General features: G+C 65.5%; 12 protein-coding genes. 3 read left to right on the top strand and 9 right to left on the bottom strand.

Translation table 11 applies throughout. From position 1 onward, the window contains the following. Positions 1–387: 387 nt before the first annotated feature. Entirely contained in the window at positions 388–2223 is a 1836-nt protein-coding gene (locus AC3ERS_RS10580) for an acyl-CoA dehydrogenase (RefSeq protein WP_431966038.1), read from the bottom strand. 183 nt (positions 2224–2406) lie between these two features. Further along, a complete protein-coding gene (locus tag AC3ERS_RS10575) occupies positions 2407–4302 on the bottom strand; it encodes a TetR/AcrR family transcriptional regulator (RefSeq protein WP_431966036.1) in 1896 nt (631 codons plus the stop codon). Positions 4303–4617: 315 nt separating this feature from the next. Here AC3ERS_RS10575 and AC3ERS_RS10570 point away from each other — a divergent pair, with 315 nt between their 5' ends. After that, positions 4618–5379, top strand: a complete 762-nt coding sequence (locus AC3ERS_RS10570) for a lysophospholipid acyltransferase family protein (protein ID WP_431966034.1) — start codon at positions 4618–4620, stop codon at positions 5377–5379. Positions 5380–6158: 779 nt separating this feature from the next. Here AC3ERS_RS10570 and AC3ERS_RS10565 read toward each other — a convergent pair. Next, positions 6159–6605, bottom strand: coding sequence for a VOC family protein (locus AC3ERS_RS10565; RefSeq protein WP_431966032.1), 447 nt, complete (start codon positions 6603–6605; stop codon positions 6159–6161). Positions 6606–6675: 70 nt separating this feature from the next. Here AC3ERS_RS10565 and AC3ERS_RS10560 point away from each other — a divergent pair, with 70 nt between their 5' ends. Beyond that, on the top strand, positions 6676–7347 hold the full coding sequence (locus tag AC3ERS_RS10560; protein ID WP_431966030.1) for a TetR/AcrR family transcriptional regulator: 672 nt from the start codon (positions 6676–6678) through the stop codon (positions 7345–7347). A 126-nt stretch (positions 7348–7473) separates the two neighbouring features. On the opposite strand, the gene AC3ERS_RS10555 is transcribed toward AC3ERS_RS10560, so the two are convergent. Genes AC3ERS_RS10555 through AC3ERS_RS10545 form a run of 3 tightly spaced genes read right to left on the bottom strand, consistent with a single transcriptional unit; the run spans position 7474 to position 8989 of the window. After that, on the bottom strand, positions 7474–7878 hold the full coding sequence (locus AC3ERS_RS10555; protein WP_431966028.1) for a hypothetical protein: 405 nt from the start codon (positions 7876–7878) through the stop codon (positions 7474–7476). Further along, complete coding sequence (locus tag AC3ERS_RS10550; RefSeq protein WP_431966026.1) at positions 7875–8816, bottom strand: hypothetical protein; 942 nt, start codon at positions 8814–8816, stop codon at positions 7875–7877. The genes AC3ERS_RS10555 and AC3ERS_RS10550 overlap by 4 nt, the downstream gene beginning before the upstream one ends. Then, positions 8813–8989 (bottom strand): hypothetical protein, encoded by a 177-nt coding sequence (locus AC3ERS_RS10545; RefSeq protein ID WP_431966024.1) that lies wholly within the window; start codon positions 8987–8989, stop codon positions 8813–8815. Before AC3ERS_RS10545 ends, AC3ERS_RS10550 begins: the two co-directional genes overlap by 4 nt. A gap of 370 nt (positions 8990–9359) precedes the next feature. On the opposite strand from AC3ERS_RS10545, the gene AC3ERS_RS10540 reads away from it, so the two are divergent. After that, positions 9360–9848, top strand: coding sequence for a serine hydrolase (locus AC3ERS_RS10540; RefSeq protein ID WP_431966179.1), 489 nt, complete (start codon positions 9360–9362; stop codon positions 9846–9848). Positions 9849–10059: 211 nt separating this feature from the next. Here AC3ERS_RS10540 and AC3ERS_RS10535 read toward each other — a convergent pair whose 3' ends face one another. From AC3ERS_RS10535 to gabT, 3 genes are all read right to left on the bottom strand, one after another. After that, complete coding sequence (locus AC3ERS_RS10535; protein ID WP_431966022.1) at positions 10060–10467, bottom strand: hypothetical protein; 408 nt, start codon at positions 10465–10467, stop codon at positions 10060–10062. Between the two features lie 184 nt (positions 10468–10651). After that, entirely contained in the window at positions 10652–12106 is a 1455-nt protein-coding gene (locus tag AC3ERS_RS10530; RefSeq protein ID WP_431966020.1) for an NAD-dependent succinate-semialdehyde dehydrogenase, read from the bottom strand. A gap of 33 nt (positions 12107–12139) precedes the next feature. Further along, on the bottom strand, positions 12140–13489 hold the full coding sequence (gene gabT / locus AC3ERS_RS10525) for a 4-aminobutyrate--2-oxoglutarate transaminase (RefSeq protein WP_431966018.1): 1350 nt from the start codon (positions 13487–13489) through the stop codon (positions 12140–12142). Positions 13490–13626 lie beyond the last annotated feature (137 nt).

Below are 13626 nucleotides of genomic sequence, written 5' to 3'. Positions count from 1 at the left end.
TCCGCAGATCCGCTGCTCGGCAACGAATTCGCCGAGACCCCGGTGGGACTCGCCGACCTCGGCGCATCCCTGGACCGGCTCGCCGCAGGCCAGGTGGAACGCAAAATCCTCATCAACCCCGGCACGTGACCGCAGCTCCACCGATATCCGTGGAGTACTTGCGGTGCAGTACATTTCGGTTGAGTAAGCAAGAACGGCTATGCGCGATATGCCCCGCATCACTTGCTCGCCACCTGCGACGGCTGTCTGCGGAAACCGCTGTCCGCGAACGTGGATCGGTGCATCACGTGACGTTCCTCGGTCCTACATGTGGATGTCAGCCGTGGCGGAGATGGATCCTGCCATGTCCGGTCGGGCCGCACGCGGTCCGACCGGAAGCGTGCGGGTTCAGAATCCGGATTCGTCGAGTTCCATCACCGCGAGGTCGGTGCCGGAGATGACTGCCCGTTCGGCGGTCAGGTGGGGGAGGACGGTGGTGGTGAAGAACGAGGCGACAGTGATCTTGCCTCGGTAGAAGGCGGCGTCGGCGGCGGAAACGTCGGTATCGAGTGCCGCGAGGGCGATTTCAGCGGCGACGATGAGCCGCCATGCCACGAGTAGGTCACCGACGGCGAGCAGGAACCGCACGGCGTTGAGGCCGATCTTGTAGAGCTCGTTCGGCTGTTCGCCCGCGGCGAGCAGGTGCGTGGTGAGATCACCCGCGATCTCCTGCACGTCCTCGACAGCGTGGGTGAGCAGGATCTTCTCGTTCTTGAGGCGCCCGTCGTCGGCGTCGGACTGGGCAGTGGCGTGTATCTGGTCGAACAGGTGGGCCAGGGCGACGCCGCGGTCGCGGGCGATCTTGCGGAAGAAGAAGTCCTGCGCCTGGATCGCTGTGGTGCCTTCGTAGAGTGAGTCGATCTTGGCGTCGCGGATGTACTGCTCGATCGGGTAGTCCTGCAAGAAGCCCGAACCACCGAACGTTTGTAGGGATTCGGTGAGGTATTGATAGGCGCGCTCGGAGCCGACGCCTTTGACGATGGGCAGCAGCAGGTCGTTGACACGGGCGGCGAGGTCGTCGTCGGCACCGGAGACGTGGTGGGCGACCGTCGGGTCCTGGTGGGCTGCGGTGTAGAGGTAGACCGAGCGCAGGCCCTCCGCGTACGCCTTTTGCATCATGAGCGAGCGGCGGACGTCGGCATGGTTGATGATGGTGACCTTCGGCGCGGTCTTGTCGGAGGCCCGGGTCAGGTCGGCGCCTTGGACACGGGATTTCGCGTAGTCGAGGGCGTTGAGGTAGCCGGTGGACAGGGTGGCGATGGCTTTGGTGCCGACCATCATCCGGGCTTCCTCGATCACCTTGAACATCTGGGCGATGCCATCGTGGATCTCTCCGACGAGATAGCCGACCGCGGGAACGCCGTGGCCGCCGAAGGTCAGCTCGCAGGTCGCCGAGGCTTTCAACCCCATCTTGTGTTCGACGTTCGTGACGAAGACGCCGTTGCGTTCGCCGGGTTCCCCACTGTGGTGGTCGAAGTGGAATTTGGGGACGATGAACAGGCTCAGTCCCTTGGTTCCCGGTCCGGCTCCTTCGGGGCGGGCCAGCACCAGGTGGAGGATGTTCTCGAACAGATCGTCGGAGTCGGCGGAGGTGATGAATCGCTTCACGCCCTGGATGTGCCAGGAACCGTCCTCCTGCTCGACCGCCTTCGCGCGGCCCGCGCCGACATCGGAACCGGCATCGGGTTCGGTGAGCACCATCGTTGCGCCCCAATTGCGCTCGACCATGCGAGCGGCCCAGCGCTGCTGCTGCACCGTCCCGATCTCACCGAGGATATCCGCCATCACCGGTCCCGTGAGGTACAGGTAGGCCGCGGGCTGGGCGCCTAGGACCAGCTCGTTGATCGCCCAGCCGAGCATCGAGGGTGCGGGCACGCCCCCGGTCGGCTCGCTCTTGGCTACCCGCCACCAGCCGGCCTCCTGCCAGGCGCGCACGGCGTTCTTGAACGGTTCAGGCAGCCGGACGGAGTGGGTCTCGGGAGTGAATACCGGTGGGTTGCGGTCGGTTTCGGCGTACGGGTCGGCGAGCGGACCTTCGGCCAGCCTCGCCGCCTCGGACAACATCATGCGCACGGTGTCGCCGTCGAGGTCGCCGAAGGTGCCCGAATCGAGAACGGTGTCGAGACCGTAGACCTCGAACAGGTTGAACTCCAGATCACGAACGTTGCTCTTGTAGTGGCCCACCGGCCCATCACCTCTCGACGAGACCCGCCGTGATCGGGCAGGTGCTGACGAAGCGCACATCGCGCCGCGGAGCCATGATGTCGCAGCGCCTGCGTCCATGCAACATAAGTAACACTACGATAAGCCTGTTCGACGGTATGTAGAGGCGCTGACCTGCGGCTTCTGCGCGAAGTCAGTCCCAAGTCACTCGTGGCAAAGTTCGAACTGAGACTGAGTGGGAAGCTCGGCGAGGGCGATCCGCTCGCCGACGACGCACAGCAGGTCGGCCAGGTCGTTGCGGCGGGTGAGCCGAGGGTTGCGGACCGCATCGGTGATGACGGTGGTGATGGTGTGAATCAGCACTCGTGCCATGGGCATCGACAGCTCCGGGCGCAGTGACTGCAGCAGGCGTGCCCAGCCGATGTTGCCTTCACGGTGGATGCGGCGGTACCTGGCCGCGGCATCGTCGGGAAGGTGCCCGACCTCGCTGACAGCGGTGCCGACCAGGTCGGTTTGTTCGATGGCGAACTGGATGTAGTACCGCAGCACGAGCCGCAACGATGCCGATGGTTCCCCGCCTTCGGTGAGTGCGCGCTGGGCATAGATCTCGACCCATTCGTTGTTGCGGTCGATGATCTCGTTGAGGAGATGGGTTTTGCCTGCGAAGTGGTGATACAGCGCGGGCCCGCTGACGCCGACCGAAGCGCCGATGTCCTCGATGCTCACCGCGCCGAAGCCACGTTCGTTGAACAACCGTGCGGCGGCGATGATCATCTGCTCCGGTCGTGGTTCGGAGCCGGGCGGCGTTCCCGCCTCGTCGAACTCGGTGACATCGAGCCTGGACGCGGAGCGGCCACCGGGAAAGGTGGAGCCGGTGATCGCATCGATGGCGGAGTCGAGCACCGTGGCGAAGACCTCCGTGGGCAGCTGAATGTGATGGTTGGACGGGCTGGTCACCACTGACAGCGCGATCCAGCTCAGTGCTTCGCGATCCGTCGTGTTCAGGGTGGGTCGGCGGAGTTGGATGGCTTCGCGGATGAGCTGTGTCAGGCGAACCGCGCGGGAGAGGACGCCCACTCGGTCGGCCTGTGTGAGGCTACGGAATTCGAGCTGCCACAGCCGGGCGAGTCCCCGGATCTCCAGGGTCACCCGCACCAGCTCCTGCAGCGCTCCGCTGTCGTTTCCGGAGCTTTCGCGCGCAGCGTCGACGCGGGTGATGATCAAGTCGAGGCTTTCGCGGAGGCAGGAGCCGAGAAGGTCCTGCTTGGTGCGGAAGTGCCGATACAGCGCGGCATGCGTGATGCCGATCGCCGAGGCGATATCCGCCATCGATGTGCGGTGATAGCCGCGCTCGGCGAAAGCGCGGGCGGCTACGCGGAGAATGGTTGCCCGGCGATCGCGTGGGCGACGGCGCACCGGTGGGTGCTCGGCTTCGAGTGGGGGAGCCGGTGGTTCGGTCCGATGCGGGATACCGAGAACTCCGAAGAGCATGCGCAACGCGCTCTCGGTGAGCTGGTCCGTGGTGGCATCGATCCAGCCGACTGCCCAGTCGTGCACCAGTCCGTTGATCGCGCCGGCGAATGTGGTGGCGGTGAGGCGGAAGTCGTGGGGAGCGATCTCCCCACGCGCGGCGAAGCTGTCGAACATGTCGCAGAGCAAGTCCAGCCACCGCGACCGGCACTGCAGGCGTTGGGTATCCATCCGCTCGCCGACGCCGACGACTTCGACGAAGGCAATCCGGGCGCAGCGCCGATCGGTGCAAAGGGAGAACAGATAGGCGCGCACCATTGCCGTTGCCCGGTCGGTCGGTGGTTGTCCCACCGTTCGGCCGACTTCATCGAGCACGCGCTGTTCGACCATGTCGTTGATGTGCAGGTACAATTCGCTCAGGAGATCTTCGAGCGTGTCGTACTCCTGGTAGAACTGCCGGGTCGACAGGCCAGCGGCTCGGCAGAGTTCAGCCAGCCGGGTGTTGCGGTATCCGACCCCCGCGCCGAATGTTTCGATCGCGACTTCGCGGAGCCGGCTCCGGCGCTCGGTCCGCCGTTCGCTCGCGGACAGGCCTCCGTAGACGCGCGCTGCCGGTGTGATTCTCGCCACCGATTCTCCGTTCACCGAAGGGGTGTCCGCCTGTGTCGCGCGACCGGTGGTGCGGTGTCGCGCACCCACAATTTCCAAATATGGATACAACGATATTCAGAATACCGCAGGCGTGATCTTGCCGGTATGAGCAGGGGTGATCATGTATCGAGCGTGCCGGGGGAGCCGGAACCGGGTCGGCGGGCAGCCGGATCGGCAGGGTCTCGAGCCGGTGCGACGAGCCCGTTCCGGCTCGCACCCTCGGGCGCCACGAGCGCGCGCGGCAGCGATTTGTCGCCTGTCGGTGCCGAAACCGGCTCGGTAGTGTGTCGCGCCATGCACCAACCGCCCGTCCTTCTGGAAAACAGCACCGCCGTCTACGAGCACTATCTGCGACATCGCCAGAATCGAATGCGGGCCTTGGCGACTCATGCGGTGATGGGTTACCGGTTCCGGCCGCGCGTAACATTCGACGAGGGCGCGCGCGAGCAGTTGCAGCAGCTACTGCGCGGCAAGCAGCCCGCCATCTTCGCGCTCAACCACCTGTCGCAGAACGATCCGCACGCCGTCGCGGCCATGGCCTGGTGTTCGCCGTTGCGCCCCCTCATCGGGCGGGTACGAATGTTGGCAAAGGACGAGTTGTTCGACGACCCCGAACAGCGCCGCAAGATCGACATGATGGGCGGCATCCCGGTGTTCCGCGGCAAGGACCACGGCATTCGCGCGGTGAACGCGGCAGGCCAGCAAATGATGGATGTCTGCGCTCGACGATTGACCCGCGGTGACTATCTGGCGCTTTTCCCGGAGGGCACCTGCAATACCGTCGATCCGGCCCGAGTGCAGGCCGTGGGCAGCGGCATCGGGCACATCGCGTTCCGGGCGGCCAAGCTGGGCGCGCCGCCCGCTCTGGTCTGCATCGGCATCAGCTACGGGGAACGTCTGGATCCCTCGATAGAACCCACCAAGGAGGAGGTGCGTAGTGCCTCGTTCTATTTCCGTAGACCCGTGCTGGAACTGCCCTCACGGCCCATCGAAATCGCTCGTTTCGTCCGTACGGAACTGCAATCGGCCGTCGATGGCGCAGTGAAAAGCTACTGATTCAGGCTGAACCCGGGTCTACCTCGAGGCCACACCCGACTATCGAGCTGATCTCGATATGCACTGAAAGGCCGTTGTCGAGTCCCACGAAGCCTTGGACGAGCGATTCTTCCTGTCATGTGTGGTTCCATGCGCGAAACCATTGCTGTCCGGGGTGCCCGTGTAGTCGCCCTGAGGGCCGCTGCTCCAGTTGATCGTGAAGCTGACCACCGCAGGGGTGTTGCCGTTGGCCCAGTTCGAGTGCCAGCCGACCGTCCCGTCCATCATTGTGGCGCGGGACGAGGTGGCCAGCGCTCGTGACGTGACCTGTTGGCCGACGCCCGTGAAGGTCACGGTCCAGCCGTTGCTTTGGGTGATGCGAACGATCCGTCGGCGGGGAATGCCCAGAGAGCGCACGGCCCCGCCGCCTCGGCGGTGCCCTGACCTACAACGAGCAGCCCCGGTATCACTGCGGCGCAGGCAATCAGGAATCGGAGTCGCTTCGAACGATCGCGCGATTCTGCAATCGCGCGGAAACCTCTACGGGCGGTGACGAATTGTGTGCTGGATGCCATGATCGACTCCTTGTCGATGCGTTGTACTTATCGGAAAATTGCGCTCGCCCGAGGTCGGGCTCCCGAGTCGTCGGCGGCCTGCGCCTGGCCGGGCGCAGGGGCGACCAGCGTCCCAGCGAGAGGTGGCGCGCTGATGCGAGCGGTGATGGTCCTGCGAGTTGGCGAGATCATGGCTTCATCGGCCGAGTTTCGGCCGATGAAGCGTGAACGGCGGGTACAGGATCGCTATTGATTGGTTTCGCGGGCGTCGGTGACGACCAGGGGATGGTCACCGAGTTCGGTGTGGGATTCGACAGTGTAGAAGCGGATTTCGTGCCCGTCGGGGTCGCGCAGCTCGGGCAGGATCCAGCCGATCGTGGCGAAATGCACCCCGGCGTGGGATTCGCCGAGACCTGTCAGGTTCGCCGCGAGTGCTTCCAGCGCCGTCTTGTCCGGCACGCCGATGGAGAAGTAGTCGAATCCCGCTGCCGCCGCGGCCTTTTCCGGGTCGCGCCGAAGACCGAGCATCGGACCGCCTGCCGAATGGTGTAGCGCCACGCCCATCAGGATGCCCTGCTCGTGGAATTCGATGCCGACGACGTAGCCCAGCCGGGTGCGGTACCAGTCGATGGAACGCGTCAGATCGGAGACGGGAAGTTTGAGGTGATGCACCCCAGCGAGTGTGGGAATCATCGCTGCTATCCTTTGCAGAAGTAATGTAATGGTGCAGCATTACTGTAGTAATGCAGTAAGGATGCGGTAAATGGGCGAGAGTGTCAAGGGTCCGGCGAGCAAGAAGACATCGCCGCTATGGGACGCGCGCAAGGCCGAGACCGAACAGAAGATCATCGACGCGGCGACCCGGCTGTTCATCGCCGACGGCTACGCCGCGACTTCTCTCGCGGCGGTCGCCAACGCCGCGAAAGTGGGGTCACGCACGGTGTATCTGCGTTTCGGGTCCAAAGCCGAACTGCTCAAGCGCGCTATCGACGTCGCGATCGTCGGCGACACCCAAGACGTCGATCTGGCCCACCGCGACTGGCACCTGCGCGCCGCGACCGCCCCCACCCTGCACGAACGGATCGCCACCTACGCACAGGGCGCACGCGCGCTCATGGAACGCGTCGCCGCGCTCATCGCGGTCGCCGTCCAAGCCGAGGCCAGCGAACCGCTGATCGCACAGGCCGCACAGGCCGGACGAACCGCCACCCAGGACAACATCGCCGGAATCTGGCGCCGTATGCACGCCGACGGCATGCTGCACCCCGACGCCGACCTGGACTGGATCATCGCCACCGCGGGCCCGCTCGGGCAAGCCGAAACCTACATCCTGCTCACGCGCACCCTCGGCTGGGACCCCGCCACCTACCAGCAGTGGCTGTACGACACCTGGCTGCACTTCGCGACCACCCCATCACGACCAGCCCAGCCGTAGCCGTAACCAGTCCGACCGGCATCGCACATCTCCACGACCTGCTTCATGCCCGGCACCGACAGGCGCGGCGGGTGAAAACAATCAATCTCGACCCAAAACCGTTTCGCCACAATGTCATTCGTGAAGCTACAGGTCGCTCGAGCCCTCGGTCGAGTCACAACCCGTGTGCAGAATCTTTGGGCGCTCAGGTCCTGACGCGAGGCGCCTCGCCTGCCTCGCGGACGTTCGATCCAGCCACGTCGTCGGGCGGGGTTTCGAATCGGTTCGGCGCAGGATGTGCGTAACCGCGTACGCCACAACGCGGTAGGTGAGGACAGCCGGTACGACGACCAGTAGCGCCATGCGCAGCGTCAGGAGCGCGACGCTGACGGCCAGGTAGTCCAGGCCGGTGCCGTCGGGCGAACCGAACCCCTGTCGCTGCGACAACGCCGTCATCACCGGATGCAGGGCGAGATACAACACGACCAAGATCAGAGGCATACGGATCAGCCGCAGGCCCGCGAGCAACCACGAGGTACCGGGAAGTCTCATCGCGCCAGCTCCGGTCCGGAGGTGAGGAATGCGAGTAGCAGGGAGTTGCCGATCACCCCGCCGGTGGCGAAACGCAAGCGGGTCCCGCTCCGCAGTGGCAAACCGACGAGGTTTGCGGTGCGATACAGGCGGGTGAACACGTCGTGGTGACCGAAGGAACGGGCCGGGGCGAGCGCGAAACCGGTGGCCGCGACCGACTTCCCGAGTATCAGGGGACCGCTGTCCATATCGCCCGCGCCGTGATAGCCGTCGCCGTACTCGTGAATCGCACTGAAGCCGAGGAAACTTCGCTCTTGGCCGAACAACCCGGTCGCCAACTCCTCGGCGAGCGCGCGGTCCGCGAAGCCCACGAAGTAAGCCGCCAGTCCGGTCCCCGAGGCGCGGGGGGCGTCGTGCGCACGCCCGTTCACACCCATGCGCTGGATGACCAGCCCGGTGTCCCGATCGATTTGTACCGCGCGCACCTGCTGCGCCCAGTGCGAGAGGACCGCTGTGTGGTCGATGCCGGTCGCGCGGCCGTGGACCGCGATCGCGGCGGCGACGGCTGCCACGTCGGTGGGGTAGGCCTCGCCGGGAAAGGTGTCCAGCAGCCCGGTCGGTGAGGCGAGCAATCTCCGCTCGTAGGAGGCGATCAGCGCGTCATGTCGCGTCGCGAGGTCGGCCGGAAACGCCGGATCGATGAGGCGCGCCATCCCGAGCGCGAGGGCGGGATAGGAGAGATAGGCGTGGCCGTTCGCACTGTCGAGATGGATTGCTCCGTCCTCCCCGTGCCAGGCATCGGTGAATACCGAGCGCATCTCGGGCAACAGACTCTTGGTTGCCGCGCGGGTCACGACAGGGGCGTAGCGTTCCCGCCATTCGGGGTGCGCCAGACACACTTGCGCCAGTCCCAGCGCGGTCATTTGGTGCGCGAGCAGCCCCCACATGCCGTCGATCACCCCTGCCGAGCCCGTGGCTCGTCGTCGATCATCCTCGACTTCGAAGCCACCAACTCCTCGGCGAGCCCACGCACCCGTGCCGGATCCCCACGGAACCAGCTATCGGCGTCGCGACCGCACCACCAGCTCGGCAGCAAGCCCGCGACGAGCATCGCCACCACGATGCCGGCCACGATCGCGAGTGGACGGCGAAACCTGGTTATCGATGCCCCGGGCTGATCGGACTCCCCGCGGTCCGAACGTATTTCCATACCTCACCGTACATTGCACGAGAATTGCTCCCGACGTGATCGGCACGCCGACAGCGAACGCTCCCGGTCATGTCCACCAGCAGTGTCGACGCCCGATGCCGCTGTAGGCCAGCAACATTCACGCACGAACACGCCGGAGACCAGTTGCGCGCCGTCCCATCCGTTCGAGGCCGCTCTCTCCCGATCCGAAAGGTGGATTCGAACACCCGCGCCGCCGAACGGTTATGGTGTGGATGTCTAGCGAGGGGGGAGCGTCGATGAGCGCGGTGGTACGACGAATCGGGTTGCTGGCATCGGTTTCGGCGGTGCTGGTCGGCTGCGGCTCGGCAGATCCGGTGGCCGCACCTGTCTCGACGACGACGGTGGCACCGGCGTTGGACATGAACGGCTTGCGGCGGCGGAACAGAGTCCGTCATGGTTCGGGCCCGCCGGTTATATGGTTTCCACCGCAACAGATCTCGGTCGCTTCGGCCACGCGCTGTTCGGTGGCGAACTCATCTCCGCCGAACTGCTCACACAGATGAGAACCCCAGGGGTGTCCGGGTATTACGGGCTCGGCGCCTTCATGATGGGGACCGACCCCTGCGGCAACCCCGAGCGGCTATGGGGCAACCGCGGTAACGGTATCGGCTCGAAGTCCTATCTGATCGCCAGCTACGACGGCAGCCGGGTTGCCGCGATGACCTGGACCGGCGCAGACACCGACATCCCGAACGACCGGCTCAACGCCACGATGCAGCAAACACTCGGTGCCGCGCTGCTCGCCGCGTGCCCACGCTGAGGCCCGATCGAACATGGTGACCCCCTCCGGACACCCGTGCTGATCGGCCCCGACAACAAGATCGTCGGGGCCGATGCCGTGGGGTGGGGGTTTGCGGATTCGCTCCCGCTTCGATGGCGGTCAGGTGGCGTTCGAGCCAATACGAGCTCTGCCCGGCCTCTCGACACGCATCGCCCCAGATCACCGGTCCGATGCCGGTTCTCGGTCCCGATCAAGCGGCGTCGAGGGCCGCGGTGATCTTGCGAGCCATGTCGGCCATGGTGGGACTGGGCTCGCCCTTGTGGCGCTGGCCGGTTGCTTCGATGGCGACGAGGACAGTGCTGCGGAAGTTTTCGGCCTCCGCCCGATCCTGCTTCTCGAGCAGGCCCACCGCGGCGGTCAGCGCAGGCAGCACCTGGTCGGCGAGTCCGGCGACGGACTTGCCATTCAGCTTCATGCCCTTCGGCTTGGCGAGCACGTGCCCGACCAGGCCGGTCGCCGAGGACAGGGCGATGCTGCCGTCGGTGGCGGCCTTGTGGGGCGAGCCACCGGCAGCAGCGGCGGCCGACATCAGCGACACGGCACCGTACGCGGCGGTCTGCAGGGTGAGCTTGTCCTGGTCGGTGAGGGTGATGGACATGGTTGCTTGCTCCTTGGAATCCGTTGTTACCCAACAACCATGACTATACGTAGATGTATACGTATATGCAAGATCGAGTTCTCGGCGGACTGCGTCCTCGTCAGCAGATCGCCCCGTAGTTCCCAGCCCTCCGGTCATGCCAGCGGGTGTGCGTCTCAATCCGTTGCCTTGGTGGCCGGAACAGTCAGGGAAAGGCGATGTACTTGGTTTCGAGGTATTCATCGATACCTTCGCTACCGCTTTCGCGCCCCAGTCCCGACTCCTTGACTCCGCCGAATGGCGCTGCCACATCGGAGATGATGCCGCGATTGACGCCGACCATCCCGGCCTGCAGGGCACGCGTAACCCGCAGGGCGCCGTCGAGACCGTTGGTGTAGATGTAGGCGGCGAGGCCGTATTCGGTGTCGTTGGCGGCGGCCACTCCGGCCGCTTCGCCGTCGAAACCGACAATGGCCGCGACAGGACCGAAGATCTCCTCCCTGAGGATGCGCGCGTCCGGGGAGACGCCGGTCAAAACCGTTGGGTGGTAGAAGTATCCGGTGTCGCCATAGCTGTCTCCGCCGGTGGCGACGACAGCGCCCTTGTCGACCGCGTCGGACACGAGTGCGGCGACACGCTTGCGTTGCTTGTCGGTGATCAGCGGACCCACTTGGGTGCCTTCGACATCGCCAGGTCCGATCCGCAGTGCTTTCATTCTGGCGGTGAGCTTTGCGCAGAATTCGTCATGCACGGCGTTGTCGACGTAGATGCGGTTGGCGGCGGTGCATGCCTCACCGATGTTGCGCATCTTCGCTGCCATCGCTCCGTCGACCGCGGCGTCGACATCGGCATCGTCGAACACCACGAACGGCGCGTTGCCACCGAGTTCCATCGATGTCCGCAGCACTCGAGTCGCGGCCTGCCGCAACAGGATCTTGCCTACTTCGGTCGACCCGGTGAATGTCAGCTTCCGTAGCCGCGCGTCGGTGAGCAGGGGAGCGGTCACCTCCGCCGCATGCGTCGACGGCAGCACCGACAGCACGCCGTCGGGGAGCCCGGCGTCGCGGAACACCTCGGCAAGCAGAAGCATGGTGAGCGGGGTCTCCGCTGCCGGTTTGACGATCATCGTGCAGCCTGCCGCGAGCGCGGGCGCGATCTTGCGAGTGCCCATCGCCAGCGGGAAGTTCCAGGGCGTGATGGCGAGTGTCGGTCCGACCGGCTCCTTGGTCACCAGGATGCGCCCGTTGCCCGACGGTGATTCGCTGTAGCGCCCGTTGATGCGAACGGCCTCTTCGGAGAACCATCGCAAGAACTCGGCGCCATAGTTCACCTCGCCCTGGCTCTCGGCGAGCGGTTTGCCCATCTCCAGCGTCATGAGGAGGGCGAACTCGTCACGGCGATCGATCACGATCTGCCATGCCCGGTGCAGAATCTGCGCCCGCTCCCGTGCGGGAGTCGCGGCCCATTCCTGCTGGGCGGCGGCTGCGGCGGTCAAAGCGGCCGCAGCATCGTCGGCGCCTGCGTCGGCGACCTCGAGCAGCACCTCACCGGTGGCCGGGTTGTACACCGCGAATGTGCCGCCCGCTGCCGCCGCGGTCTCCTTGTTGCCGATCCAGACGGATGTCGGTAGGTGGGCGAGCAGCGTTTTGGTTTCGATCATGGTCATGTCCTCGTGATTGATCTCTGGATGTATTCAGCGCGCCGCGGCGGCTGAGCGGAGAGCGGTCTCGAGTACGCCGAGCGCTTCGTCGAGGAGGTCGTCGCTGATCACCAACGGGGGGAGCAACCGGATCACATTGCCGTACGTTCCGCAGGTGAGAGCGATGACACCCTCCGACAATGCTTGCGCGGCGACAGCTTTCGTGGTCACGGGGTCCGGAGTGTCGGTGCCGGGGTGGACCAGCTCGATCGCGAGCATCGCTCCTCGGCCACGAACCTCACCGATGATGTCGATCTCGTCCGCGAGCTTGCGCAGACGCGGCTTGACCAAGGCTTCGATCTCCCGGGCACGTGCGGGAAGGCCCAGGCGCGACATCGTCTCGATCGTGGCCAGTGCTGCCGCGCACGCGACCGGATTGCCGCCGTAGGTTCCGCCGAGCCCTCCGGGATGGACCGAGTCGAGCAGGTCCGCCCGGCCGGTCACCGCGGCCAGCGGCATGCCACCTGCGATGCCTTTGGCCATCGTGATCAGATCCGGAACGATGTCTTCGTGCGTGCTGGCAAACCATTCGCCGGTGCGCGCGAAGCCGGTCTGCACCTCGTCGGCGATGAACACGATCCCGTTGTTCTTGGCCCAGGACACCAGGGTCGGCAGAAATCCGTCCGCAGGCACGATGAACCCGCCCTCGCCTTGAATGGGTTCGTAGATGATTGCCGCGACCGCGTCGGCGCCGAGCTGTTTCTCGATCTGGTCGATCACCTGCTGCGCGGCTTGCGGGCCGGTCAGACCGTGCGCGTCTCGATAAGGGTAGGACGCGGGCATTCGGTAGACCTCCGGCGCGAACGGGCCGAAGTGCGCCTTGTAGGGCATGGTCTTCGCGGTCAGGGCCATCGTCAGGTTCGTACGCCCGTGATAGGCGTGGTCGAAGGTCACGATCGCGGAGCGTCCCGTCGCCAGGCGTGCGATCTTGACGGCGTTCTCCACGGCCTCGGCACCGGAATTGAAGAGCACGGAACGCTTTTCATGGTCGCCGGGCGTCAGTTCGGCGAGCGCTTCTGCGACTCGGACGTACCCCTCGTACGGTGTGACCATGAAGCAGGTGTGCGTGAAGTGCGCTGCTTGCTCGGCGACAGCCGCGGCGACGGAGGGATGCGACGCGCCGACACTGGTGACCGCGATGCCGGAGCCCAGATCGATCAACGAGTTTCCGTCCACGTCGACGATCACGCCGCCGTCGGCATCGACCGCGTACACGGGGACCGATGAGCCGACGCCTGCCGCCACCGCGGCGCGGCGCCGCCGAGCCCATTCGAGTGAGCGTGGGCCGGGCAGCTCGGTGACGAGCTGCCGTTTCTGCGCCAGCCGGTAGGTCAAGTCGGTCACGGATTCGTCCTCGTGGATTGGGGTTTGCTTGTCATGTGCCGAGCGGGCCGGTCCCGCTCGGATCTGGACAGGGCCAGAGCTAGGGCAAGTGTCGCTGGCCGTCGAGTCTGCTGCCAGTGGCCACATTGGACACTTCG

The organism is Nocardia sp. bgisy134 (genome assembly GCF_057708325.1).
Note: the sequence above shows the minus strand (reverse complement) of the source record. Positions and strands in the feature narration are given on the sequence as shown.

Coding starts and splice junctions, on each gene's coding strand:
- AC3ERS_RS10565 (WP_431966032.1), bottom strand. CDS start 6,605: ATGATTCCCACACTCGCTGGGGTGCATCACCTCAAACTTCCCGTCTCC.
- AC3ERS_RS10530 (WP_431966020.1), bottom strand. CDS start 12,106: ATGATCGAAACCAAAACGCTGCTCGCCCACCTACCGACATCCGTCTGG.
- AC3ERS_RS10570 (WP_431966034.1), top strand. CDS start 4,618: ATGCACCAACCGCCCGTCCTTCTGGAAAACAGCACCGCCGTCTACGAG.
- AC3ERS_RS10535 (WP_431966022.1), bottom strand. CDS start 10,467: ATGTCCATCACCCTCACCGACCAGGACAAGCTCACCCTGCAGACCGCC.
- AC3ERS_RS10560 (WP_431966030.1), top strand. CDS start 6,676: ATGGGCGAGAGTGTCAAGGGTCCGGCGAGCAAGAAGACATCGCCGCTA.
- AC3ERS_RS10555 (WP_431966028.1), bottom strand. CDS start 7,878: ATGAGACTTCCCGGTACCTCGTGGTTGCTCGCGGGCCTGCGGCTGATC.